19 protein-coding genes are annotated in these 25,880 nt (G+C 39.1%); 7 read left to right on the forward strand and 12 right to left on the reverse strand.

Features of this window, described 5'->3' with window-relative positions; genetic code table 11:
• Window positions 1–26: 26 nt before the first annotated feature.
• From SD427_RS14315 to SD427_RS14350, 8 genes are all read right to left on the reverse strand, one after another.
• On the reverse strand, window positions 27–1,418 hold the full coding sequence (locus tag SD427_RS14315; RefSeq protein ID WP_056218970.1) for an arginine decarboxylase: 1,392 nt from the start codon (window positions 1,416–1,418) through the stop codon (window positions 27–29).
• Window positions 1,419–1,543: 125 nt separating this feature from the next.
• Window positions 1,544–2,173: a thiamine diphosphokinase gene (locus tag SD427_RS14320; RefSeq protein WP_320558482.1), complete on the reverse strand. Its 630-nt coding sequence runs from the start codon at window positions 2,171–2,173 to the stop codon at window positions 1,544–1,546.
• Window positions 2,163–2,732 (reverse strand): cob(I)yrinic acid a,c-diamide adenosyltransferase, encoded by a 570-nt coding sequence (locus SD427_RS14325; protein ID WP_320558483.1) that lies wholly within the window; start codon window positions 2,730–2,732, stop codon window positions 2,163–2,165. Before SD427_RS14325 ends, SD427_RS14320 begins: the two co-directional genes overlap by 11 nt.
• A 386-nt stretch (window positions 2,733–3,118) precedes the next feature.
• Window positions 3,119–4,342 carry an NAD(P)/FAD-dependent oxidoreductase gene (locus SD427_RS14330; protein WP_320558484.1) on the reverse strand — a complete coding sequence of 408 codons (1,224 nt, stop codon included), beginning with the start codon at window positions 4,340–4,342 and terminating at the stop codon, window positions 3,119–3,121.
• A gap of 372 nt (window positions 4,343–4,714) precedes the next feature.
• Window positions 4,715–5,869, reverse strand: a complete 1,155-nt coding sequence (locus SD427_RS14335) for a DUF5694 domain-containing protein (protein WP_320558485.1) — start codon at window positions 5,867–5,869, stop codon at window positions 4,715–4,717.
• 442 nt (window positions 5,870–6,311) lie between these two features.
• Window positions 6,312–7,589 (reverse strand): MFS transporter, encoded by a 1,278-nt coding sequence (locus tag SD427_RS14340; RefSeq protein WP_320558486.1) that lies wholly within the window; start codon window positions 7,587–7,589, stop codon window positions 6,312–6,314.
• Window positions 7,590–8,035: 446 nt separating this feature from the next.
• Window positions 8,036–8,725: a response regulator transcription factor gene (locus tag SD427_RS14345; RefSeq protein WP_320558487.1), complete on the reverse strand. Its 690-nt coding sequence runs from the start codon at window positions 8,723–8,725 to the stop codon at window positions 8,036–8,038.
• Window positions 8,715–10,178: a HAMP domain-containing sensor histidine kinase gene (locus tag SD427_RS14350; protein WP_320558488.1), complete on the reverse strand. Its 1,464-nt coding sequence runs from the start codon at window positions 10,176–10,178 to the stop codon at window positions 8,715–8,717. The genes SD427_RS14345 and SD427_RS14350 overlap by 11 nt, the downstream gene beginning before the upstream one ends.
• Before the next feature lie 129 nt (window positions 10,179–10,307).
• Between SD427_RS14350 and SD427_RS14355 the strand changes: the two genes are divergently transcribed.
• Complete coding sequence (locus SD427_RS14355) at window positions 10,308–12,686, forward strand: outer membrane beta-barrel family protein (RefSeq protein WP_320558489.1); 2,379 nt, start codon at window positions 10,308–10,310, stop codon at window positions 12,684–12,686.
• Between the two features lie 440 nt (window positions 12,687–13,126).
• On the forward strand, window positions 13,127–13,408 hold the full coding sequence (locus SD427_RS14360) for a transposase (protein ID WP_320558490.1): 282 nt from the start codon (window positions 13,127–13,129) through the stop codon (window positions 13,406–13,408).
• Window positions 13,409–13,494: 86 nt separating this feature from the next.
• On the opposite strand, the gene SD427_RS19100 is transcribed toward SD427_RS14360, so the two are convergent.
• From SD427_RS19100 to SD427_RS14370, 3 genes are all read right to left on the reverse strand, one after another.
• Window positions 13,495–13,599: a transposase gene (locus SD427_RS19100; protein ID WP_414017692.1), complete on the reverse strand. Its 105-nt coding sequence runs from the start codon at window positions 13,597–13,599 to the stop codon at window positions 13,495–13,497.
• 420 nt (window positions 13,600–14,019) lie between these two features.
• Window positions 14,020–15,522 carry an alpha/beta hydrolase-fold protein gene (locus SD427_RS14365; RefSeq protein WP_320558491.1) on the reverse strand — a complete coding sequence of 501 codons (1,503 nt, stop codon included), beginning with the start codon at window positions 15,520–15,522 and terminating at the stop codon, window positions 14,020–14,022.
• Between the two features lie 210 nt (window positions 15,523–15,732).
• Entirely contained in the window at window positions 15,733–16,905 is a 1,173-nt protein-coding gene (locus SD427_RS14370; protein WP_320558492.1) for an NUMOD4 domain-containing protein, read from the reverse strand.
• Window positions 16,906–18,118: 1,213 nt separating this feature from the next.
• Between SD427_RS14370 and SD427_RS14375 the strand changes: the two genes are divergently transcribed.
• The gene (locus SD427_RS14375) at window positions 18,119–18,496 is read left to right on the forward strand and encodes a hypothetical protein (protein WP_320558493.1); all 378 of its coding nucleotides are present in this window, start codon (window positions 18,119–18,121) and stop codon (window positions 18,494–18,496) included.
• A gap of 882 nt (window positions 18,497–19,378) precedes the next feature.
• On the opposite strand, the gene SD427_RS14380 is transcribed toward SD427_RS14375, so the two are convergent.
• A complete protein-coding gene (locus tag SD427_RS14380; protein WP_320558494.1) occupies window positions 19,379–20,968 on the reverse strand; it encodes a T9SS type A sorting domain-containing protein in 1,590 nt (529 codons plus the stop codon).
• Window positions 20,969–21,258: 290 nt separating this feature from the next.
• Here SD427_RS14380 and SD427_RS14385 point away from each other — a divergent pair, with 290 nt between their 5' ends.
• The 4 genes from SD427_RS14385 (at window position 21,259) to SD427_RS14400 (ending at window position 25,867) form a co-directional block, all read left to right on the forward strand.
• The gene (locus tag SD427_RS14385; RefSeq protein ID WP_320558495.1) at window positions 21,259–22,062 is read left to right on the forward strand and encodes a hypothetical protein; all 804 of its coding nucleotides are present in this window, start codon (window positions 21,259–21,261) and stop codon (window positions 22,060–22,062) included.
• A 214-nt stretch (window positions 22,063–22,276) separates the two neighbouring features.
• Window positions 22,277–23,179, forward strand: a complete 903-nt coding sequence (locus SD427_RS14390; RefSeq protein WP_320558496.1) for a hypothetical protein — start codon at window positions 22,277–22,279, stop codon at window positions 23,177–23,179.
• Window positions 23,180–23,259: 80 nt separating this feature from the next.
• The gene (locus SD427_RS14395; RefSeq protein ID WP_320558497.1) at window positions 23,260–24,162 is read left to right on the forward strand and encodes a hypothetical protein; all 903 of its coding nucleotides are present in this window, start codon (window positions 23,260–23,262) and stop codon (window positions 24,160–24,162) included.
• 517 nt (window positions 24,163–24,679) lie between these two features.
• The gene (locus SD427_RS14400) at window positions 24,680–25,867 is read left to right on the forward strand and encodes a GAF domain-containing sensor histidine kinase (protein ID WP_320558498.1); all 1,188 of its coding nucleotides are present in this window, start codon (window positions 24,680–24,682) and stop codon (window positions 25,865–25,867) included.
• The last annotated feature ends 13 nt before the right edge of the window (window positions 25,868–25,880 follow it).

Here is a 25,880-nt window from a genome sequence, read left to right on the forward strand (position 1 = left end):
CTCGCTATGACAATAACCAATATTTATTAATACCCAAGAAGCTTCAATACGTCTTCCGGCTCCTGTTTCTCACGGAAAATTTCATACTGCAGATCCCCGTTTTCATCTTTCTGGATCAGGATGTGCCTCGGCTGAGGCATCAGGCAGTGATGGACCCCGCCGTAACCGCCGATGGTTTCCTGATAGGCTCCGGTATGGAAAAACCCGATATACAAGGGCTTGGTATCACTGAAAACCGGCAGGTAAATCGCATTGGTATGCTGTTCGGAGTTATAATAATCATCGGAATCACACGTCAGACCGCCCAGGAATACCCTTTCATAGGTATCCTCCCAACGGTTCAGCGGAAGCATAATGAAGTGCCTGGAAATCGCCCAGGTATCCGGAAGCGTGGTCATGAAAGAGGAATCGATCATATTCCATTTTTCCCTGTCGTTCTGGCGTTTCTGGGAGATAATCTTATAAATGTTAGCCCCGCTTTCCCCTACTGTAAAACTCCCGAATTCAGTATAGATATTCGGTTCTTCCACCCCTTCTTCCTCACAGAATTTCTTGATCTGGGAAACGATTTCCTCTACCATGTACTGGTAGTCGTAATCAAACTGCAGTGAAGTCTTGATCGGGAAACCGCCGCCGATATTCAGGGAATTGACTTCAGGGGCAATTTTCTTAAGGCGTGCATACACCCGGAGGCATTTGTACAGTTCATTCCAGTAGTAAGCCGTGTCTTTGATCCCGGTATTAATGAAGAAATGGAGCATTTTCAGCCTTGCATTCGGGTGCTCCGCAATCTTCTGGCTGTAATACGGGATGATATCCTTATACCCGATCCCCAGTCTTGAGGTATAAAACTCGAATTTCGGTTCTTCTTCCGAAGCAATCCGGATGCCGATATCGAAAGTGGTGTCGATGCTTTCCGTAAGCTTGTCCAGCTCGCGGTAGTTATCCAGGATCGGCGTGATATTTTCAAAGCCGCTATTGATCATATCTGAAATTTTCGCCAGATAATCATCGGTTTTGAATCCGTTGCAGATCACTTCAATGTTTTTGTCTACTTTCCCTTTCTTATAAAGCGCTTTTACAATATCCATGTCGTACGCAGAAGATGTCTCCATGGAAATATCATTCTTCAGCGCTTCTTCAATAACAAAATTGAAATGGCTGGATTTTGTACAATAGCAGTATGTGTAGTTCTTTTTATATTCGGTCTTTTCAAAAGCTTCTTTAAACCAGCTTTTTGCTTTTTGAATATTCTGAGAAATTTTCGGGAGGTAACTTACCTTTAAAGGGGTTCCAAACTTTTCAACAACATCCATCAGGGGAATATCGTGAAACAACAAATTGTTTTCAGAAACATTGAATTCTTCTGTTGGAAAATACAATGTCTGATCAATAAGTTCCGAGTATTTTATTTTCATTTCTAAACAAGTGAATTAAGAATGCAAAATTGCTAAAAAAGTTTGATTTTTTAGTTTTAAATTTTCTTAAAGTTTTCACAGATTTGAAATTACTCAAATTGTTGCCGTCTATGGAATTTCCGGACTTATTTCCTGCCTATGAATAGAATCAGATCGCCTTTTTCATATTCAATGGATACCTCATCTTCCACAGCAAAATTCCGGGTCCCGATTCTTGAGGTAATGCTCAGATTCCCATGGGTTAGCCCCCAGTTCAGCCCCTGTGTGGTGATGCTTTCAGCGATGGGAAAAGGGTATAAAGAGACGAGTTTACCTTTTGTATTTTTAACCGTAATTTTTCTGGGAAGAAAGTAATATTCAGAAAACTCATCATAAAATTTGATGTCTAAATTTTCCTTAAATACATAAGCCACCGTCAGATTTCCCAAAAAATGATCCTGTTCTCCCCCGCTTCCGCCCAATACATCCACCTGTACAAAACCTTTTTCAGCGATAATTTCCAGGGCTTTCTGGAAATCTGTTTTATCCTGGTCCGGCGTATAGATGAATTTTTCGGCATACACATCTTCATCTTTCCCGGAATGCGAATCAAAATCCCCGGAAATGAAATCAAGCTTATCCAAAGGAAATCCTAAGTTTTTCAGGTAGTGAAAAGCACCGTCCGTACAGGCAATCAAGCCGTAATGTTCCACATCAGGAAAGGATTTCGGAGGATCTCCGTTGATGAACAGCAGTACTTTATCTTTATCTTTCATTCGGGTTCCAGTATTCTTCCGGTTCGCTGTTGATTTTTGAAATGTACCTTGCCAGGACAAACAGATAGTCTGACAGTCGGTTTAAATATTTAATCAGCTCAGGACGCACTTCTTCTGATTCATTTAAGAAGACCAGCGATCGCTCCGCCCTTCTGCAGATGGTTCTGGCAGCGTGTAAAAACGTTGCCGCTTTTCCTCCGCCCGGCAAAATAAAATACTGCAACGGCTCCAGCTGTTCTTCAAAAGCGTCCATCCAGTTTTCCAGTGCTTCAATTTCGGTATCGGAAATGATCAGCGGGAGGCGGGATTTCCCATTGGCCAGCATCAGTTTATCAACGGGTGTGGCAGCCTCGGACCCTACGGTAAATAAATCGAACTGGATTTTCTTAAGTTGTTTCAGTACTTCTTCATCTTCGATGTGGCTTTTGGCAATTCCGATAAATGAATTTAACTCGTCTATATTGCCGTAGCTGTCTACCCTTGCGCTGGCTTTTGAAACCCTCGTCCCGCCATACAGGGCAGTCTGGCCTTTATCTCCTGTCTTTGTATAAATTTTCATACGACTAAAATACTTTTTTATCATAAGGCTGACAAATTATTTTGTTAAAGCCACTTTCATCTGACATTCAGAATAAATCCGTTAATCTTCAAATATCTCTGTGACAATCCACTGCCTGTAAATTATGAGCCTTTCTATTTAGATATTCGGATGAACTGGATAAGAATTATATTGAAATGATTGCTGAATCTGTAAGCCAGGCCGTGAATATTTTTTCATTGCCAGATTTTAACAGCCATCATGTTGTTTTTTGAAAAATACAGAATGAATGACCATCATCTTTTTTTTAGCTGACTGCCTCTTAAATTGAAAAGAGCGGCAAAATCATCAGATCCACCAAACCATTGTGTTTGTTTTTGAATGATTATGTGAAAAGACAATCTGCCTCAGAATTGTAAGCCAAGACGATATGATGTGTCCATAGCTCCGTTTATCGAAGCATGAGCAGATTCCGTATTCATTGCTTCTCCAATAAAAAAGACGGTGTCCTGAACAGGTTCTGAAGCAATTTCACGCGCAGAGCCGATACCTGCAACCGGATAACTGTAGGTCCCTTCAATAAAAGGTTCTTCGGTCCAGTCATAAAAAATCGAGTTCTCCAAAAACAAATCCACCTCCTTGCCGCTGATTTCAGAAAGTTCCCTTAGAATACATTTTGTGTGCTCCTCCTTATTTTTGGTGTAAGAATTCATAAATTCACCCATGATAAGCGATATGACAACATATTGAGCACCCATCTTCTTCTGAATATAATAGGGTGCAAACTTTCGATTGAAAGTGACCTCAGGAAGGATGCTGCTTTTGAAAAACAAAAACATTTTAACTCCATAGCCCATGCCGATTTTTTGAAATGCACTTAATTTTCTCTCCGGCAGCGGAGGATTAAATCTGATTTTATTATTCTTAAGCTGAGAGATCGGAACGCTTATAATAACCTTATTGAACTGGAGTTCCGTAGTTTCTGTTATTACACTAACTTTATTATGCTCATACTCCACTGCAAGCACAGGTGTGGAAAGTAATATGGATTCCCTGGGAATTACGGAAAAGTACTCATGAATAAATTCTGACATTGTTTTGTTTTCAAGTTCATGATGTTCGGTGCTTTCAGAAGAAATCAATTCTTTAAATTTCACCGTTGAAAAAACATGGCATGAAGACCCGTGGTCTGCTATGGAAGAATTTATAAAGTCAAGAAGTACACTGCTTCGGGAAAATTCCGTGACGGTTTTTATAAGAGGCTGATCCGCTTTAAAGTCATTCTCTTTTACATGTTGAATAAACTGTTCAACAATGAAGGGCCTGCCTAGAACCTTTCTGTCTCCGGCTCCCATTTTTGTTATATAAGTATCATCATCATCTATCGAATAAGGTTCTTGGGATTGGTCTATGACCGAAAGCAGAGCGTTTGATGATTCACCTGTTTTATGTATCCAGTGCCCTCCAAGATCTATAACCTGATCTTCCATTATGCCCGTTTTGATTCTGCCGCCGATGCAGTTTTTAGCTTCAAAAACTGTTACCGCATAACCTTTATCCAGTAACAGCTTAGCCATATAAAGGCCTGACACGCCTGCACCTACAACTGCAATTCTTATATTTTTATTCATATTTATGCATTGTTTGGCTGCATCTTAATAGATAAGACAAAATAGGGGCCATGCCTTTGAGAATTATATGATGGCAAATGCCCAGTGATTAAAAATATCTTACATAAACGGAAAATATTATTCAGGTTTTGAACAAAATATTCTGCGGAAACTCTGTGTTCAAATAAAATGCCACTTATTCTACCTATATCTTCATCGTACAGGATGAAAAGCAAGACAACCTCATATGGCTATGCAGATTTTTTCATCATTCAGCGTATAATGAATAAGAACACCAAAGTTCTGATCTGTCTATTTTGCTTTTTTTTTCTTCTTAAAAATTACCATCAGATAATAAGTATAAGGAAAAGCCGGTGAAGCATTTGCTGCAGATCAATAAGAACACCCGGCCGGAACTGAATCAAGCAGGTCAGGCACTGAAACCACCTCAATATCTGTAAACATCCTTAAGTAAGCTTCAATAAATGGTTTATGAGCTGCACCCACTACCAGTAAAGCACGGCCTCCCGCAATCGGAGCGGTTGCTTCCCGTATCGCTACTGCCATTTGTAAATTCTGAGCTTCCCATGCCGCAACACGCTGACGGCCGACACGGCCCATCCTGACGCTTCGAAGCATTGAAAACCACTGCGCATCGGCATCCAGCTCGGCAAAACGGGATGAATTCTTCCATTTGAGCACAGGCATCACCTGGGAAGCGGACCCAAGTTTCATAGTGTCTTCCGGCATGGCGTGAAAGGCCGCTGTATTATGGTTGAATAAGTCTTTAAGACCCGGTTCTGCATTTACGGCATTTTGCATGTCGGTATGATCAGGCAGCACTACATCGCTGGCATGGTCACCTGCTCCATATACACGCTCCAGACGAATATCGGCAGCCAGGCGGGCCGCAATGGATGACAATTCACTGCGAAGCTCGGCAAATCGATTCAGACGCTTAACCAGCGAGGGTGAAATACCGTCCTGGGCTATCCGGTCAGCGGTACCCAGACGCATCCACTGGACAGTGGCAGAGAAAGGTTCGGCAGCAGCTACAAACAAAGCCGCTAAGTATCTCCGCTGAATCGGGTTCAGCTCTTTTTTTTGGGCTAAGCTGTCGGCTTTTACTAACGCCTGAGCTGCACTCATACAAAGTTCTGTCTGGGCTGTCTTTGCCATTTCCAGGGTGGGACCTGCATACTTGCCTGCATCACCGTGGTAGGCTGCATACGCATCAAGTCCCATCACTTGTTCGCCGGGCAATGCTTCAGTGAGAATAACCTGGGGATTATAAGCGCGCAGGCGGCATAAGAGAGGTTCCAGCCAGGCTACCTGGAATTTGCCGGAAGCGGCATCAAGATGAGAAATTCCCAGCACCATCACTTTGGTTTGTGGTAAGCCTAACTGCGGTTTGGCAGCCGCCGGGTTAAATAATTTGTTTTCCTGGGCATACACAAATTCTATGCTGGTGAACATCAAAAAAGCGAATAGGCATAGTTGAAGAATTGCTTTCCTGTAGGGTATAATCGGTTTCGTGTAAAATTTCATTGATAGTAGTATTGGTAATGGATACGGAAGCATGGCTGTTCTATTAAACTCAGGATGTAAATATAAGATAATTTGCCGGTACATGATCCTCTGTTGCAGATCTGCCGAAATTTATCATAGTATCATGCAATCTTCTGAATGAAACCATTCAATATATTAATCAATTGTAATATTAAGCAGCATTTTCCTTTAAGGTCATTTAAAGGATATATCATTTAATTCAGGTTTAAAGAAAGCTGCTTCATTTGAAACGGCTTTGGCTTTTGTTATCTATCATAGTTGATCGTGGATACAGGAACTGAAAATATGTATATAATTTTTTTTCAATCTATCTTTTACTCACCGCCTCTTTTAAAGTATTGATTTATCGTTTTTTGAGATTGTTATTTATTCCAGGCTATCTCTTCTTAAATGAGTGGCTCGTGTATTTTTTCCTTAAATTTTACAGTACAGAATGTTTATTTTTGATTTGCAAATAAATTAAGGCTGTTATAATTACAATTCCACTGAATAACCCCAACCAATAGACTTTTACAAAAGTCTGTGCCCAGCCTATGGCATACCCTCCCACAATGCCGCTGAAATTAATTAATGCCATATAGGCTGTAAATTGTGAGCCCTGCACCTTAAGCCGGCACATATTCATTAATAAAGGAAATGTAGCTACGCTGAACAGGGGATCCGCAAAATTCCACAGTATGAGACCGGAAGTTGTTAAAGCTTTACTATGCCAGAAAGAAAAAAGGCTGTTCATGATAATCAGGTAGCAGCCGATGCCCAACATTACCATGCGCATTAATTTTGAAGATCCTATATAATCAGAAAGGACACCTCCTATAAATATGATCAGCAATGTTAAGATGCTGCCCCAAGCTCCTTGTAATATAGAAACTTCTTTATCTGACCAATGGAGGTCGTGAATAATGTAATATGAATATCCTCCGATAAAAAAACTGATCAGCATATACACTAAAAGAATTATACAGAAAAGGGAGAAATTTTGCCTGGCCGTAACGCCTTTATATAATTCCGTAAACAACAGGCGTAATGACGGATTTGATTCAGAATCTTTAGTACCGATCATTGTATCGCTTTCTTTTTTCTTAAAAGAGGGTAATAACGAATCTTTTTTATCAAGTTTTATTATGTAGGTAACGACAGTTAATACGATTAAAATAAAAGACTGCAGCCCAACTGCTGCATGGTAACCATGCGTATGCATCATCCATGACAGGGCAGCCGATCCCACGGCATAACCTATTAAAAAACCTCCCCTCATAAAAGCATTCACTCTTCCGCGTTCATTCTCAGGGGTAACATCAATTGCGATCGCATCTGCGCTGGCATCCTGTATTGAAGCGAAAACGCTGTGAATAAAAAAAACAATGGTCAGTAAACTTATTTCTTTTATCGGATCATCCACCAACAGAAGAGATAATGATGCCATACCTGCCACTGCCTGCGTAAGGACGAGCCATTGCTTCCGATGTCCAATAACAGAATATTGGTAACGGTCTATAATCGGGCCCCAAATAATCTGAATAATCCAGGGTATCCCCACTATCGCTGCAAAAGTTCCGATAATCTGGGACTGTATTCCTTGTCCGGCAAGATAATTGCAAATTGCCGTTGTCGCAAAACCTGCAGGAATGCCCTGCATCACATACAGATAGAAAAAACTAAAATAGCGCAGCCTGCGGCTCTCATTCAATGGTTTCAAAAACATAAAATATAGTGATGGTTATTACAGCTCAGTATTCATTTTAATTCATGATGAAAAATAATTAAGTCAAACTTATCGAAAATAAAATATTTTACTGCAAATATTATTACTTTATTATGATCTCTGATCCTGAAATAAAAGGCTCAGGCAAATGTACAGATGGTGGCTTATGATTTTTACTAAACTGATCATTGCCCTGGATGAAGGAAAAATTCTTTTGAAATCGATAAAGACACGGAATCCAATACAGCATGCTGACCGCTTCAAAATCGGAAGAAAATAAAAAAACACCTGACTGATCTGCTTAGCAGCCAAAGGATGGGCATTGAGAGATTAAAATCATAAGGTAGTACCGAAAAAAGAAGATTATCGGAAAGCAGTCAGCTTACCTAAAATGAATGTACAGTCGATTGAGAACAGACTATTGGCCAGTGCTTAAAATATTAGAAGATCAGTTTGTAACCGGCTCCTCTGATGCTCATCAGCTCTACCTTCGGGTCATCCTTAAGCATTTTTCGCAGGTGGGACATGAAGACATCCATGCTCCGGGCATTATAGTAGCTGTCATCTCCCCAGATTTTAATCAGGGTTTCCTGTTTGTATAATAAAGTGTTGCGGTGTTCCAGCAGCATTTCCAGAATTGCTGTTTCCTTGTATGAAATCCTGTACTGCCCCTCGGGCGTGATTAATTCCTGGCTTACCGTATCCAGGGTACAGTTCCCGAATATCTTCCGGTTGGATGATGGTGCATACTGTAATGAAGGATTTCCGAAACGCGTCAGTAAAGCTTCCATACGCACCAGTAATTCTCCCATATTAAATGGTTTTTTAAGGTAATCGTTACCTCCGCTTCCAAATCCTTTTATCACATCTTCACTCAAGGATTTTGCGCTCAGAAAAATAATAGGGACTGTACTGTTCAGCCTGCGGATATCTTCTGCAAGGGTGTACCCGTCTTTTACGGGCATCATAATGTCCAGGACACATATATCCGGTGTTCCGGATTCAAAAAGCTGCAGGGCCGTCTGCCCGTCTGAGGCCACTTCAACATCATAGCCGCTGCTTTTAAGGCCGTCGCTGATAATTTCCGCCAGGGTAGGTTCATCCTCGGCATAAAGTACTTTATATTTCATGGTATGCAGGCAAATTAATAATAAATAAACTTCCGGTTCCCGGCTCCCCGGACACCGTGATATTACCCCCGTGTTTCATAATGATCTGTTTCACATAATGAAGACCCAGTCCCGTGCCCTTCACCGTATGGATATCCAGATTTTCGGGAATCCTGAAAAAGCGTTCAAAAATACGGTTATGATACATTTTAGGAATCCCGGGCCCGTTATCCTGAACCGTGACAATGATACGGTCATCGGCCGGCTCGCAGGTAAGTGTGATCAATGCTTCAGGGCCGCTGTATTTGATTCCGTTATCGATCAGATTATAAAAGACATTCGTTAGATGCATAGGGTCTCCATCCACAAAACAGGGTTCTTCAGACGGGAAATAATGAATGATAACATTTTTCGCGGTATTGCGAAGACGCATAGAGGATACTACGCTTTCAAGTCCCTGCTGTACGTCATAGAGCTCAGGCCGCAGGTTAATTTCCCCGTTGTCCAGCTGTTCCAGGTTCAGGACTTTATCAATCATCAGGTTCAGTCGTTTGATTTCAGACTTGCTGATGGTGATGTAATTTTCCAGTTTTACCGGGTCATTCATCAGCTGGTACCGGGTAATGGCATCCAATGCTGCTTCAATGACCGCTACAGGGGTTTTCAACTCATGGGTCATGTTACCGGTAAAGGCGAGCCGTGCATCCGTATACAGCCGCTGGCTCCGCATTACTTTGAAGAGGAACCAAAAGGCCAGCCCTGTAAGCAGGATCATCAGCAGCGAAGAAACCAGATAATACCGCATCCGGTAAAGGACCACTTCGGTAATGGAGGGCACCACGAACTGATACGTATGGATGAAAAAATTAAGGTTATACCCGAAATGCCTGCTTTGATAATCCGCAGTCCGGGCGCGGGCCCAGATTTCCTTAGATTCAGGCTTGCCGGTTTTATAATCGTACAAAAGATGAAAACCTTTTACCTGAATGTTTTGGCGCCGGCATTCCAGCCTGACCAAGCTGTCCATCCGCCGGAGATCTTTTTTGTCAGCCGCCTTGATGGATTCTATGGTTTCCCCATCGTCAAACATGGAGATCACCCTGGCTTTGCTTCGTCCGGACCTTTGATTGGCGATGCGCAAAGTGATACTGATCCGGGTGCTGTCATCCTTAATATCAGATTCAAAACGGCTGGAGATGCCCAGATGATGCATCCCGGTATACGCCTGCTTGAACTGCAGCCATTCCGTTGACAGGAAAAAATTCCGGAAGTTATTCTTGTTTTCGTGCCCGGGGGCGATGCTGAGGTATTCGCTCATCCGCGCAGCATTCTCCACGGCCTGGTCCAGATCCCGTTTTACCTGAACCTGCTGGGCACGGAACAGCTGGATCAGCCATGCCGACTGAAGGCCGATGCTGGCGATGATCGCAAGCGCTACGAGCGGATAGGTATACCGGTTTGAAAGCCATTTCATGATGCTAATTTCATCATAATTATGCATTTAAAATAATTCTGTTTTAAGATTTAACCTTAATTAACCTTGGTTTATGATATTTAACCTCGCTTAACCGGCCTTAACATAGGCTTGCAGTAGGTTTGCGGTATGAAAAATACCATTTTATTTATCCTGATGCTTGTTTCAGGAATTACACAGGCGCAGATCTTATTGAAAGGGAAAGTAAAAGATGCCGAAGGCCACCTGCTGGATGCCGTAACGGTAACTTTATTAAAGGATCATAAACAAGTGGCGTCTGCCTTTTCCGATCTGGGAAATTTCAGTATGAGCCTGCCGGATCCCGGAAGCTATACACTGACAGCAACACTAACGGGATACCAGCCTGTAGAAATGGCTGTACAGGTTCCGGAAGAACAGTTGGTGTTGGTGATCACCATGAAGAAAAGCGAGCATGTATTGCAGGAAGTTACCATCACACAACGAAAACCGCTGATTGAAAGGAAGATCGACCGCGTCAGCTTTAATGTGGAAAACAGCATTACGGCTTCCGGCGGAAGTGCCTGGGAAGCCCTGACCAAAACACCTGGCGTTCAGGTGGGCACGGACAATTCGGTGACTGCCAACCGTAAAAATGTCCGGATTTATCTGGATGGCAAACCGTTACAGCTATCCGGGGACGACCTGTCTCATTATCTCCAGGGAATGCCGTCTGACCAGGTAGCCCAAATTGAGATTTTCTCTAATCCGCCTGCCCGGTTTGATGCGGAAGGGGCTTCGGTAATTAATATCTTAACTAAAAAATCCAAAAAACAAGGCTTTAACCTAAGCCTGAACAGCGGCCTGACTCAGGGCACCTACACCGGCTATACCGGGAATGCCACCTTTAACTATCGCAAAAACAGATGGAATGTTTACGGAAGCTATGGCTTTATCCACCGCCATAATTTTCAGGACCACAATATTTTCATCAATTACGGGAACTCGTTATGGAGCGGCATGAACCGCACTGCTGTTGACTCTGACAACCATGCATACCGTCTGGGTATAGATTATCAGGTTGCCGATAACCAGGTCTTAGGGTTCCTTATCACCGGAAACAACAGGAAAGGCGGATCTGAAGGGCATCCCGTAACCCGGATTACCGATCAGGCCATGAAGCTGGATTCTATTCTGAATACAGACAATTATGCTTCCACATTCGGGAATCAGTATACTTATAATCTCAATTATAACCTGAAGCTTGATTCCGCAAAAAGCAGCCTGAATATCGATGTGGATTACTCACCTTACCGGACCGGCATCAAATCTTTTGCGGATAATGCTTCATTTCTCCCTGACGGAACCCGGACTGCCAATGCCTTCCATATCTATACACCCAGTTCACAGCAGATCGGGATTTTTTCGGGAAAAGCCGATTATCATTTTAAAACCGGCAAAGGCATGGATGTAAGCTCGGGCATCAGGTACAGCAGCACCCAAAGCACCAATATATTTGACTATTTTAACCGTGACGGATCAGTATTCACCGCTGTGGAAGCCAATAATAATCATTTTAAATACCGGGAACATACCGCAGCGGTCTATACCAGCGTATCGGGAACTCTGGGAAAATGGATTCTGCAGGGAGGCCTGCGTGGTGAGCTGACCCGTACCAACGGTTATTCCATCACCCTTAATCAGATGAACAAAAGGAATTATTTTAAACTGTTCCCTACTTTATTCGTTCAGTACAAACTGAATGACGATCATGAGTTCCAGCTTAATTATGCCTACCGTATCGAGCGCCCGGAATACAGCCGCCTGAATCCGGCAAAACGGTTTTCGTCGCCTTACAGTGTGTATGTCGGCAACCCTGCGCTGCAGCCGGCTTTTGTCCACAATGTTGAATTAGGCTATACGTATAAACAGAAATATAATGTGACGGCTTATTATACCCTTACCCATGATGTTTTCACCAATATCAATGTGCAGGATAACCAGACCAAGATCTATTACGGCACGCAGGCCAATCTGGGATTAAGCGTAATCGCAGGCCTCCGTTTATCAGCACCTTTCCAGCCTGCATCGTGGTGGGACATCAATGTATTGGCAGATTTCTATCTGCAAAGGGAAAAGTCTGCATATTTATCCGGATCTTATGATTATCACCTTCCTTCATTTTCCGGTACGCTGAGCCAGTCTTTTACCATTAATAAAGAAAAAGGATTAAAAGCGGAAATCAACGGAACCTACAACGGGCCCGGAATTCAGGGGATTTACAGAGCCCGTTCCAATTCGCAGGTGGATGCAGGGATCAGGATGAATGCTTTCGGCGGAAAGGGTACCCTTCGGCTGGCCGTAAGCGATATCTTCAACACCAATAATAATTTTGTGAAGATCAATTACCAGGACCAGCAAAGCAGCTTCTTCCACCAAGTGGAAAGCCGGTTTGTCACCTTCAGCCTGCTGTACCGCTTGGGTAAAAATGTGGCGGCTTCCAGAACCCGTACCACTGCCAGTGAAGAGGAAAGAAAACGGGCACAATAGTTCGTTTTTATAATCTGAATAAGAAACTCTGGATATTGATGACCTCCAGAGTTGACTGCTTAAGTAAGCGTTGAAATGTTTACATTTTTCGGCGCTTGCTTTTACAAAACGGACATCTGATGAAAATTTGCTGTGTAAATCTCTGTACCTTTTGCAGCCTAAAAATTTATGACAGCCCGGTTAATCTGAACTGACAGAAACTTCATTCTTCCCATTGTTTTAGCAGGGTTTTAAAAGTTGTTCTTGATTTGTGAAATCATCTGTTTGAAGAATTTTACCATCATTATTAAAGGTTACGATTTCATCAAATCTGTAATTTACGTCATTTATATTTTGAGTTCCTATCAATCTGTATCAAACCATGATTATATTCAGGAAAATAGTGGATCTACTAATTTAGCGTCCAGTAAAAGTTAAGCATAAAACCTTAATTTTACTTTATGAAACGAGAGCGAAAAACCTACGATCCTGCTTTTGAGACCAAAGCCGTTCACTTGAGCAATGAGCGGAGTAATATCTCAGAACTCGCACGAGAACTGGGAATCGCAGTCACACTACTTTACAAATGGCGCAAAGAGTACGAAGAATTTGGGGAAGGTAGCTTTCCAGGGAATGTCAATTTAAAACTTACACCCGAACAGGAAAAAATCCACGAACCAGAGATTACATCTTTCATCACCACATTTTCAAGAGTAAGTTCCGCTACGTTTTTTTTGTGTTGAGAAAGTTCCTTTTTAAGTTCTTTCATCTTCGAGAGTTGCCCAACATCCAAACCGCCATATTTGCTCTTCCATTTATAAAATGTGGGTTAGCTGATACCGTGTTCCCGGCAAATCTCGTTCACCGTTTTCCCTTGATTTTGATCAGATAAAATCTTAATGATCTGAACTTCTGAAAATTTACTGTTTTTCATTGTCTTCCAAATTTAAAAACTATATTTTTAAATGATCCGGTTTTTAGGAAAGATTACACTGTACGTGGCGGTATAATATTTTGACAACTGCGTTTTTTATACAGTATTTACTGCATTTTTAGTATAGGGATAATTAGTAATCTATAACCATTTTTATAAAACTTCAATCCTCTATTTTTATTATTTAACGTTGCACTCAGATTGTCTAAATATGGGTCATCCGTCATGACGAAAGAATAAAACGCAGTAATATCAATGAGATCATAAGTACTGTTATCAATACAGGAAGTGGGTTGTGAGAAGTTCGCACAATTTAAAAACATGATGACAAAAATACTTATTGTTATCAGCTTTAACATCCATTATGGGATTTGATTATTTTGATGAATATCAACAAAAGGCGAAACACCTTGATTTTGATTACTTTTGAGGATATTTTTTAAGCCATTCCAGATATTTTTCCTTTAAAAATATATTTCCGTCTTTTCTGTATTCCGGAGTAGATGCTGTAAAATGATCTCCGGGATAGTAAGCAAATTTAAAATTTGAATTCAGTTTTTTCATTTCCGTTTCTAAAGCGTAAACAGATTTATCTAAAAAGAAATTGTCTTGATTACCCACTGCAACCCTTACTTTACCGTCTAAATCATTCTTTAAAGATGTCCAGTTTTCCTTTAAAAAGGCAGCAATATCATATTTTTTCCAGTTTGCAAATACAGACTTATCAATATTTCCTGTGATTGGATCACACAATCTTTCAGGCGATCCATCTCTCCCTTTCTTACTAAAAACAGAATTAAAAGAATTGAGTTGCTCGCCGCGATAAATTACATTTTCGATTTGAAAAATATCTTTCATTTTCATCCAGGGAATATTTCCTGCAACTGAAGATAATAACCTCGGGGTGAGATCATTTTCATAAAACATATTTACATCACTGTATAAATTTATTTTTTGAAAATTTTCGAAATTTACAGGATCTGGCGAACTGGCGAAACAAGCAGCAAATATCTTTGGGTAATGGGTCTGAAGCCATAAGGAAGACCAACCGCCACTGCTATGACCGGTAAGCAGTCTTGCACCATTACATCTATAGCTCTTTTCCAAAATGGGTATAAATTCTTTTACTAAAGCTTCTCCCCAAGGTCCGTTATTATCGCTGTTAGCATACACAGAATGTCCTAATTTGCAATTGCCATCCAGAAAAACTTTTATAACAGGAATATTTTCAAGTGGGGTCGTTGGTAGATTACTTCCGGAAAAGTAATGATAATCTGCTCCATAGCCAAAAATTGTAAATAAAACAGGGAACTTGCTGTTTGGTTCTGTAAAATATTCTACAGGTAAAACCACCGCGGCATCTACTGTCATTGGTGTTCTTTGAAAATTGCTCAGTAAAACAGATGGCACTTTCAGTTCTTTCACATACTGGGTACTGGTAAAAGTTTTTGCCGGAACAATTTCTGTAGCGCTAATTTTAATGATTTCAGAATAATTTTTGGTCAATATTATCTTTCTACTTTTACTAAATAAATTCCCGGCACTTTCTGAAATCTGCCTTCCACCAAGATTTCTGTCCCAAACAATTTGTACATAATACTCTCCGCGCTCAATGTCTGAAAGAGTTTTAGGGTAAGAAACTGCATCATCGCCGATTAGAAAAGAATCTCCAGCTTTTAGATTTTTAACTGATTTTCGAAAACAGGGAAATAGATCAACTCCAATAGCGCCATTTTTTGGTTCTTGATTATATTTCGAGAGGTAAACAATTACATTTCCCGTAAAGTTATCATCATATACTGACGGGGAATAACTTACTTCAAATGTTTGCGCAAAACTTTGTGCGAAGGAAAAGCTAAATAGAAAAATTAGTAATAATTTTTCTTTAGATCCTAGTTTAAAAATTAATTTGATTTTTGGCATAAAACATACATTTTAGTTTATATGATTTAAATTTAAGACAATTATCAAACAGGGATTATTACATCTTATCTATAAAAATTGACTGCAATCTCTCCATTTAGTCTAAATATTTCGCCACGAAATTCGATACCGCTTTTCAATTGAATAAATTATCGTTTTGTGAGATTTTATTTCTTATACCTGGAATGAAAGTCAGGTCTGTCACAATTTCTATACTTTTTTTTTCAGCACATAATTAGCCGGATGCAGTGAGAGTTTTGACAGATCAATATTCCACAAAGGATTACTCTGATTTACAATCATCAAATTTCTATCTGATAAATCAAACTTTTCTACAAAACAGAAATAGAGCAATTTACTCATTACAACCTTAACATATTTTCCTTCATTACTTAATGTACAGGATAGAGAATACGTTCTTTCATTATTTATAATCAATTTTTGGGATAATACTTTTTCCTGCAAAAACATAACCCTTCCTTTTGTAATCCACCCACTTAAGCGTTTTACCCTGCCTTTATTAGATATGACGAATCGAGATTCAAAACCGGGAATTGGAACTGGAACCCAGTACTCTCCAAGAATATCCTTAACTGATAAATTAAAACAAGGCGGTGGATTCTTTTTATCAATCTTGGGCCTGCCGAGCTTCTCCCAAAGATATTTATTAAGTAAACCATTTGAGATATCTGAAGTCCTGACCATGTAAAAATCCTCTTTTCCCGGTAGATTATCACGTAAAAACCATCGAAATGTTCCTGCTGTCAGGTTTTTTTTATTGATAACATCCATAATGCTTTCGCAAGCAATTCCCAATTTTTCTTCTATTGCATATATGCTTTCAAAACTAGCAACAAACGCTCCTTCTACAGTATATTGACTAACGGGCTTCAAGTAATCAATATGCGAGTTTTTTGATCGATCCGTACGAAAGGTAATATGACGTTTCTCTTTGACTGAAATTTTATCCAGATTACTACTATGCTTATTGAATACGTTATTATCTTTATATGAAATCACATAAGAACGATCCTCAATATCAAACTTTTCAACAAAATGATAATAGACCAACCGAGCAACAGATCTTGTATATTTTCGACCATCCAAATATAATCCACAGTTCACATTGTAGACATTCTTTTTAAGATAATTATTATACTGTTTGGTAAAAAGTAACTTCCGGATCTTTTCCGTGACCCAATGTTCTTTTCCTAATGAGATATGAGAAAGACGACTCAAGCTTTTCACCCTTCCATAGTTGGATATTTCGTAATTTTCAAAACCGTCAATCTGCTCCCATTTTTCATCAGGAAGATTTTCTAAGGAATAGTTGTAGAGAACTTCTTTTACATATTCATCCTCCAGTTCATGTGTCAGTTTCATAAAATAAAATTTATAGAGTATCCCGAGATCTTTTCAGGTCATCGTTTTTTGAGATTATTTATGTAGAAAATTCTGCTAAACGCAATAAATATTTATGATTGTTAATTATAAAGTAACATATCTTAAAATGCCCGCTTTTAAAACAATCAATAAAAAATAACCTCTTAAGAGAGGTTTAATTATTATGACATTAACAACAGGTTTTTTAGAAATCATATCCTATTTTAATACTTAAATCAAAAACTGCCCCGGAAGTATTGTAATCATTTCCGAAAGTTGCACCGTATCCTAAACCGGCTTTAAATTAATAATTAAATTTTTCAGCAAAATTTCTTCTAAATCCATAAGTAGGAATAATGTTGATTTGATTTTGATTAGAAAAGTTTTCGTCTTCCGTTTCAGAAATAATAAACCAATTGGGAACATAGCGAACCTGTAATCCAAAATAATTTGCAGAATTATTCTTTATATTTTTTCCCTTTTCGCTTCTCTTCTTAATATTGTAATAATATTTTAGTTGCAAAGTTAAGGCCGGATACAATGCAAATCCTGTTTTTCCGTACGTATCGCCTCCCCAAATTGCAGGAAATAAACTTGCTTCTGCTCTTAAGATTGTTTTTCAGCGAACCTTATTTCATTATAAAGGTCAAGACCAAAAAGTCCTATTTGTACACCGGAAATATTTTTTCAACATTTGTGCTTTGAGCTTTTCCTAAAAATGTTAATAGAGAAAACGCACCTAGTAAAAATTGTTTTTCCATAAAGATTATTACCATATTCTAGTTATTATTTGGTCCAACTCATTACGTTTAATGTCTGTAATAGTAATGCAAATAATTAACTAGTTAGTGAAACAAATATAAAGATTAAAATAAGAGGTATAACTATTTTTCACACTCAATAATTAGACTATCAATTACAATAGGTTATTATGATCATTAAACTGCTTTTAAATAAATAGCTACACTTATTATTAGCGTTTCGGAACTTTGGACTGAAGGGCTTTTATAAAGAAAAAATAGAATATGAATTTCGCCCAATTAATTTTTCATAAAATTAAAATTAAACAGTTAAATTTAACGAAAAAGTTTGACCGGCAAAAAGGAAAGCTTTTTATAATGTTTTTTTTGAGAGTTAAAATCGTCATGCATATTGTTATGGAAATGTTACGGATAGTATCATGACTGTACAATACAATTGTAAATTATTAAAAATGAAATATATTAAAATTCTTTTGTTATTTGTCGTTGTCTCTTCAGTTTCCAGTTCATGCGAGCACGTTTTGGAAGATGTTCGATTAAAAGAAGAGCAGGCAGCACAAACATCATCCTATATGGGAAGATGGATTGGAAGCTATTCGGGAAGTGAAAACGGAAGTCTTATTCTCGATATAAAGAAGAGCGGTTCTGTAGAAGTTATTAGATCGGGAAGTGCTACGCAGGATATTTATTACACCAATGTTTATGGAGGAAATATTCAGAATACTTCATCTCCAAATTCAGGATTCACATTATACGGAAATATGGAAACCCATTCCGGAACCTGGAAAATGGGAAGCAGCAGTGGAACCTGGAGTGTAACTAAACAATAGAAATTATTTAATTTGGAAATAATACCAAGATGTATTAACACTTTACCTACTTAATGAATTAAAGGAAAATATACTATCCATCATATAAGTAATGAGTTTCAATTAATTACAGCAGGATATATTTTCAATAAATTCCGACTCTCACTATAAACAAAATAATACATAAAATTTTATAGCACTATGGAATTTATATCTTCTCAAATGGTAAAACCTCTCCCCTAAAACAGGAAGGATTTATATTTCTGCCTGAACCTGATTAATCGTTTTTTGAGATTTTGCCTGTAGATTCTCCAATATTAATAACATATTTAGAGATTGATTTTTAATTTTTATGCTCTGCAGCTAAGTCTCGTTAGGAACTCCGGAACCGGTGACAATTCCTGGTCTGGCCATCGTCCTGGATATCCCAGGATCCAATCTCCCGGAACTGATCAGCTGGACGCTCTCAAGTCGTACCCCTTTAGGAAATTCTCAGGAATCGATAGTGACAGTGACCCCTGATGCGTCTAGTGTCAAGGGTATCTCTGTAGCAAATATCCGGTCCTAATCAGTTGATTATTTTTGCCTTGGTTAATTTTTACAAGATGTACGTTTTGGAACGATCATTCTTTTCTCAATCCATCCTGATATTCTGATACCTGGCGGTATTAGGGAAGTGCCTCCAGAAGGTTGGAAGAAGCTTCCAGAGAGGCCACGAAACAATAAAATGAGGCTGTCTGAAAATTTCAGACAGCCTCATTTTTATCGATGTTGTTTATGCCGTATACAAAGCATGATTAAATATTCAATGATAAAAAGGTATGTATTAATGAATACTCCTGATTATACGAGGGCAGCCCTTCTAAATAAAGTACCAAAATAGAAAAGCAGAAAAGAAGCGGTTTATTTTTTTATAAGTTTTTTGATACTGATTCCGTCTTTTGTTTTAATGTGCACAAAATAAACGCCCGGAATTAAATTTCCGGTTTTGATAAGCTTATCTGCAGGTGAATCAGCTGAAATTAATTTTCCTGAAGCAGTATAAATACTGACTTGCTTAACTGGACTTTTACTGTTAACATAAAAATGGTCGGTAGCTGGATTAGGATAAATATGCACTTGATCATTTGGGATTGCAGAAACCTCTGAAGTCTCTAAAACACCTGCATTTAATTTGATCAGCCATAAATCATTAACCTGATAAGGGTTGCCGATTACATCTCCGTCGCCGTTAAGGGAAGCTGTAGTCCCAAACGATACAAAGCCTCCGTCATTCGCTTCAACGATTCCTGCCCCGCTGTCTTTTTGAGAACCTCCGAAAGCCCTGTCCCATTCCCGCATACCATTGTTATTAATTTTTAAAACCCACATGTCACCCGGAAGTCCGTTGTGGTAACCCGTCACATATGTACCATTACCGTAGGTCACCCCTGTCATTATATATCCGCCATCCGAGGTCTGTCTGATCTCTTTAGGTACATCCTGATTATTTCCGCCATAGGATTTTTGCCATTGCATATTGCCATTGGTATCCAGTTTTACAACCCAGAAACCTGCATGTATGTTATCCAGCGTAATATCTCCTCCTTTTGACTGTACATAGCCGGCAACAATACATCCGCCATCTGCAGTTTTTGCAACCGAGTTTGCAAAGTCTTCAGCAGGACCTCCATAATATTTGCTCCAGATCATATTTCCTGAAAAATCAATTTTAAAAACCCAATAATCGGAATAAAGAACTCCGCTGCCATTCAAATGATAATTGGCGTTTAAAAGATCTCCGTCTACGGATGAAGAGCGTCCTGCTACAATAAATCCATTATCATCGGCCATGACAGAAGCGGCGTAATCATATAGTGCACCACCGTAATTTTTTACCCATTGAAGATTTCCCTGTTGATCATAAAATACGGCAAAAGCATCGGTAGCGCCCTTATTGGCAGGTATATTTTCATCGGATGAATATGTATAACCCACCATTAAAAATCCTTGCGGCGTTTCAACAACAGAGGAAACGGAATCTTCTGAAGTCCCGCCAAAATGATGTTGCCATTGAATATTACCGGAAGAGTCAAGCTTAACAATCCACGCATCTTTAACCGATACATTTCCGTAATGCCCAGTAAGGTCTCCATTATTGGAGTAGGTATCTGCCACAAAAATGTAACCTCCGTCACTGGTAGACTTTACTGATTTTGCCGACTCCGTTCCTGTGCCGCCAAAACACTTTTTCCATTGTATATTTCCTGTACTGTTGGTTTTAACAACCCATACATCATAAAGGTTGCCATGCAGACCCGTTACATCTCGGTCCAGAGATCTCGTGGTTCCCAACAGAATATACCCTCCATCCGGAGTTTTGTCTATAGAATTCCCGGAGTCTTCATAGCTTCCACCATAGTTCTTCTGCCATTGGATAGAGGCTGTCTGTGCTGAAATTCCCTTTGCGAATAAGATGAAAGCGAATAGCAGAAATGCAGTACATTTTTTCATAATTATAAATTTTCAACAAATATAGCCATTTATAATTTTTAATTTACAAAATCCTTCTGTTTCAGGAAGATAGCAGGTGATGACCAGACATGAATAATATCTGAAAAAATATGCTGTCAATAGCAGGCTGTTGGTTATTGAGTGTATTTTGAATGTGAAAAGTAATTGGTTATATTTATTATATAATCAATATATTTAGTTTTTATAAATTTTAGTTTGATACGGATTATCAAATCTCAAAAACGATTCTAAATGAGTTTTTAGATTTTAATTTGTAAACCTGTTCGCAGATGAAATTCATATTTTCTTTTTTATTTTTATTAAATTGTCTGTGCTTTCAAGCACAGGAAAAAGATTCTGTAGTTAATTCTGAAATTGAGGATGTTGTAATTTTGAAAAATACAAAAATTGAATGTCACAAAATTTATGAGAGAGAAAAAGCTAATTATGAAGTACAGTCCAAAGAGCTAAATAAATTAAATTTTGAAACACTTTTTTACGAAATTTTTAAACTAAAAGAATTACAAATATTAAAGTCTAACAATCGGAAAATACTAATTTTCAACCCCGATTTTAGGACGGTAAATTCTGTATGTGGAAATGATTTTCATTTTAAGTGCAAACACTACGAGAAGGATATTCAAAACAAAGTTTTTAAAAAGGTTTGGAAAAAATTTAACTATCTAATAATTGAAAAATTCTTTGATGATAAAGTAATTATTCCTTTAATGGGACAGCCATTTCTGTCTTTTGAGCAAAATATGAGTGATGAGAATAATTATTTAAAAAGATTTGATATTAAACCTTCCTTTATTGGAATTTATCAGGATTTAAATAATATTAAAAAAGAGTTTCATTACTCTTCTCATCGAAAACATACTGAAAATTTAAAAATTCATCTTCAAAAAGATAGAATGATTGCCGAAGATTTTCTTCAATTGGATATGAGTATATTTCCTGTTGTGAGTGGATATTCTAATGTTTATAATGTGAAAATTATTATCGGGATTGACGGGGAAGAGCTTAATAGAATAGATATTCTATATCAATACAAATATGGTAAATGGAATCTGTTAAAAGAAAATTATCCATAATCTTTAAAATCTCATAAAACCACCAATTAATCTAAAAATTCATCATCTCAAACATTAAATACTTTTAGCAGAAGATGACGAAAGAATCCGCAAATTTCTCTTGAAAAGACTTAACGAAGACGGGGATCAGGTGAGCTTGTCAGAAAAATATTTTTTATATAATTATAACCATGTGTGATATTTTTTGCTATTTTTATAGCAATCAAAAATTTTTATGAAAAAAGCTTTATTGTTTTCATTATTAGGAATGATTTCCTTCACGAATGCCCAAGTAGGGATTAATAATAACATCCCCTCAAGTACGCTCGACATTTCAGGGTCACTGGAAGGCAGCTACCGCGAAATTACTGCCAACAGTTCTTTGTCTGCTGCAGATTACCATGTTTCATTCGCCGGAACATCTGCCTCAACGGTAACTTTGCCGCAAATGTCTACTGCGGATGGTTCTGCATCAGATTTCAGGGGAAGAAAATATTTTGTAAAAAACAACAGCTCTGTTGCCAATCTTACTTTGGCGGCGGCTTCCGGGCAGACCATACGGACTGGAGGAAGCAATGCGGCAAACAATACATATATTTTATCTCCCGGTGTACTGGGGATATTTACCGCCAACGCAACCAACGGCTGGGATCTTGACCTTGCGGTAAATACGATTCCGGATACCAGCTGGAAGATTACGAATAATGCTTTCAACGGCACCCTGAATTCAGCGCAGCCTATAGCCACCGGCAGTACCTACCAGGTCATCAACGGGAGCAGTGTCACGGTTACTGTACCCGCAGGATACAACCAGTCTATTGTAACGCTTAATTTTAACGGATGGGGCCATACCTTCTATTCAGGCGTTTCAATGGGTTCATTGAGATTCCAAATCGCTCAGACCGGAACTTCCTCTGCCACCTATACTTCAACCACGATGACTTCCTGGTTATCCCCTATTAATTCCGGAGGCTACTACCGATATACTTTTCCGGCCGCCTACTCTATTTCCAATTTAGCCCCGGGAACGTATACCTTCAATTTACAGGTTGTAAGAGAAGGGGAAGCGGGTGCCGCTCCGAATGAAGTTGTTGTCTGGGGAATCCGAAGCACCGCGGAAGTATACAGCAGAAATTAAATTTTGCCCTTTGCTATAACCGAACTGTTTCATAAAATAGACAGATTGCCTTATAACCAATCTTTAAAACAATAATTAAAATGAGAAAAAAATTACTACTCCTGCCGTTCTTGGGTATTATTTCCATCACAAATGCACAAGTTGGAATAAATACCAATACCCCTTCAAGCACGCTGGACTTCAGAGGATCATTGGAAGGAAGCTACCGTGAAATCACAGCCAATACCTCTTTGTCCTCTGCAGACTACCATGTGTCATTTGCAGGAACCTCCTCATCAACGCTGAGCCTGCCTCAAATGTCTACTGCGGATGGCTCTGCATCAGATTTCAGGGGAAGAAAATACTTTGTAAAGAACAACAGTTCCACGTCCAATCTTACTTTATCAGCAGCCATCGGCCAGACCATACGGCTGGGGGGAAGCAATACGGCCAACAATACATATATTTTATCTCCCGGCGTACTGGGGATATTTACCGCCAACGCAACCAACGGCTGGGATCTTGATCTTGCGGTAAATACGATTCCGGATACCAGCTGGAAGATTACCAACAATGCTTTTAACGGCACGTTGAATTCTGCGCAGGCCTTAACAGCAGGCACTGCGTATCAGACGGTGAATGGGACCAGCTTAACGGTGACAGTACCTCCGGGATACAATCAGTCTATCGTGACGTTAAATTTTAACGGCTGGGGAGATGTTGACCCAACCGGCGTATCCTTAGGCTCACTAAGATTTCAGATTACACAAAGCGGGACATCGGCCAACACTTACGGTTCTACAACAATGACCTCCTGGTCGGTTCCGGTCAATGGAGGAAGGCCCAGATATACTTTCCCGGCCGCTTATTCTATTTCCAATTTAGCTCCGGGTACGTATACCTTCAATTTACAGGTAGTAAGAGAAGAGGAAGCGGGTTCTGCACCTAACGGAGTAAATATCTGGGGTGTCCAGAGTACGGCGAAAGTATATAATAGAAATTAAAATCTATTACAGCCGGTACGAAAGTTAAAAACGGTTTGTAATATCGTATCATATCATCAAATGAAATTATGACGGATAATTTCATTTGATCGATTCCTGAGTTTTAAATTCTTTCTTGTGCGGATAAGCAGCTGTTATGCTTCTTTGCTTATATCCGGATAATCCACTGCTGCAGTTTAAATCATTGCACGTGCCTTCAGAGGGTTTTAAATGGTTCATCTTACAGATCTGCTTTATTCCGATGATCGTTTATCATTCTTATTTTAAACTGATCAATGAAAATAAAAATTTGAAATCTTATTTTATTATAATATTAAATGTATTAAGCTGGTACACCCTAAACCAGCCATGGCCAGATAACAGAATGTTGTAAACTTCATTTATCCACATCAATGCCCAAAATGCAATTGTCCTTCAATTAATAAGAGGTTTAAACACAACAATTATTTTCATATCTTTAAACATTCCAAATACTCCCGGATTATTTGATTTATAGTACACCAGATCAACTTATTATATGAGCGAAGTTAACAAAGCACAAAATTTTCAAACCGATATAGACCAAATTAACCAGATCCCTGCTGTGGCTAAAATACTTGAAGTTATCTGCAGCACTACAGGAATGGGATTTGCAGCAGTTGTCAGAGTTACAGAAGACCGTTGGATCGCCTGTGCTGTCAATGATAAAATCAATTTCGGACTGGCAGTTGGAGAAGAACTGAAAGTTGAGACCACTTTATGCCAACAGGTGATGAATGAGCGGAAAGAAGTTGCCATCGATCATGTAGCAGAGGACCCGGTTTATGCAGAGCACCATACGCCCAGAATATATGGTCTTCAAAGTTATATTTCAGTCCCTCTTTTTCTGACCAACGGGGATTTTTTCGGAACTTTATGTGCAATCGATCCAAATCCTGCACGGTTAAATAACGAGAAGACAATTGGTATGTTCAGACTGTTTGCTGAATTAATTGCCTTTCATCTGGAATCCCTCCAAAACCTAAGCGAAACCCAGGCGCAGCTGATGGAAGAACAGACAAATGCAGAAATAAGAGAACAGTTTATAGCCATCTTAGGGCATGACCTTCGTAATCCGGTCGGTGCCATCTCAAGCGCAGCGCAGCTTATGTTCCGAACTTCCTTAGATGAAAAAAATTTAAAATTAGCCAAAATTATACAAGATTCCACCATACGTATAAGAGGATTGATTGACAATATGCTTGATTTTGCCAGCGGGCGTTTAGGAGGTGGTATTGTGCTGAATTATGACAACGACAAGGATCTTGAAGAAACGCTTCATCAAATCATTACCGAACTCCGGACGGTTTATCCTGAACGGGAAATTTCAGTCGATTTAAATTTAAATGATCCGGTTGAAGGAGATTATAAACGTATAGCGCAATTGTTTTCAAACCTTCTGGCAAACGCAATTACCCATGGGTCAAAAGGGTCTCCCATCATAGTCAGGGCAAAAAGCGAACCGGCTTTTTTTGAATTAAGTGTAATTAATAAAGGAAATAAAATTTCTCCTGAAACAGAAAAACATTTGTTTAAGCCCTTTTCCAGAGGTAAAATACATCAGGGACAGGAGGGGCTTGGGTTAGGTTTATATATTGCAAGCGAAATAGCAAATGCACACAAAGGCCAGATTTTAGTTAGTTCCAAGGATGAGGAAACTTGTTTCACATTTCAGTTTAATCGATAATTTTGATATTCTT

Source organism: Chryseobacterium sp. JJR-5R (genome assembly GCF_034047335.1).
Taxonomy (GTDB): domain Bacteria; phylum Bacteroidota; class Bacteroidia; order Flavobacteriales; family Weeksellaceae; genus Chryseobacterium.

What these genes read in the sequence shown, in the direction of transcription:
- SD427_RS19100 (WP_414017692.1), bottom strand. Translation starts at nt 13,599, where the DNA reads ATGAAAAACAGTAAATTTTCAGAAGTTCAGATCATTAAGATTTTATCT.
- SD427_RS14395 (WP_320558497.1), top strand. Translation starts at nt 23,260, where the DNA reads ATGAGAAAAAAATTACTACTCCTGCCGTTCTTGGGTATTATTTCCATC.
- SD427_RS14365 (WP_320558491.1), bottom strand. Translation starts at nt 15,522, where the DNA reads ATGCCAAAAATCAAATTAATTTTTAAACTAGGATCTAAAGAAAAATTA.
- SD427_RS14330 (WP_320558484.1), bottom strand. Translation starts at nt 4,342, where the DNA reads ATGAATAAAAATATAAGAATTGCAGTTGTAGGTGCAGGCGTGTCAGGC.
- SD427_RS14390 (WP_320558496.1), top strand. Translation starts at nt 22,277, where the DNA reads ATGAAAAAAGCTTTATTGTTTTCATTATTAGGAATGATTTCCTTCACG.
- SD427_RS14360 (WP_320558490.1), top strand. Translation starts at nt 13,127, where the DNA reads ATGAAACGAGAGCGAAAAACCTACGATCCTGCTTTTGAGACCAAAGCC.
- SD427_RS14370 (WP_320558492.1), bottom strand. Translation starts at nt 16,905, where the DNA reads ATGAAACTGACACATGAACTGGAGGATGAATATGTAAAAGAAGTTCTC.
- SD427_RS14335 (WP_320558485.1), bottom strand. Translation starts at nt 5,869, where the DNA reads ATGAAATTTTACACGAAACCGATTATACCCTACAGGAAAGCAATTCTT.
- SD427_RS14375 (WP_320558493.1), top strand. Translation starts at nt 18,119, where the DNA reads ATGAAATATATTAAAATTCTTTTGTTATTTGTCGTTGTCTCTTCAGTT.
- SD427_RS14345 (WP_320558487.1), bottom strand. Translation starts at nt 8,725, where the DNA reads ATGAAATATAAAGTACTTTATGCCGAGGATGAACCTACCCTGGCGGAA.
- SD427_RS14350 (WP_320558488.1), bottom strand. Translation starts at nt 10,178, where the DNA reads ATGAAATGGCTTTCAAACCGGTATACCTATCCGCTCGTAGCGCTTGCG.
- SD427_RS14355 (WP_320558489.1), top strand. Translation starts at nt 10,308, where the DNA reads ATGAAAAATACCATTTTATTTATCCTGATGCTTGTTTCAGGAATTACA.
- SD427_RS14385 (WP_320558495.1), top strand. Translation starts at nt 21,259, where the DNA reads ATGAAATTCATATTTTCTTTTTTATTTTTATTAAATTGTCTGTGCTTT.
- SD427_RS14315 (WP_056218970.1), bottom strand. Translation starts at nt 1,418, where the DNA reads ATGAAAATAAAATACTCGGAACTTATTGATCAGACATTGTATTTTCCA.
- SD427_RS14320 (WP_320558482.1), bottom strand. Translation starts at nt 2,173, where the DNA reads ATGAAAGATAAAGATAAAGTACTGCTGTTCATCAACGGAGATCCTCCG.
- SD427_RS14325 (WP_320558483.1), bottom strand. Translation starts at nt 2,732, where the DNA reads ATGAAAATTTATACAAAGACAGGAGATAAAGGCCAGACTGCCCTGTAT.
- SD427_RS14400 (WP_320558498.1), top strand. Translation starts at nt 24,680, where the DNA reads ATGAGCGAAGTTAACAAAGCACAAAATTTTCAAACCGATATAGACCAA.
- SD427_RS14380 (WP_320558494.1), bottom strand. Translation starts at nt 20,968, where the DNA reads ATGAAAAAATGTACTGCATTTCTGCTATTCGCTTTCATCTTATTCGCA.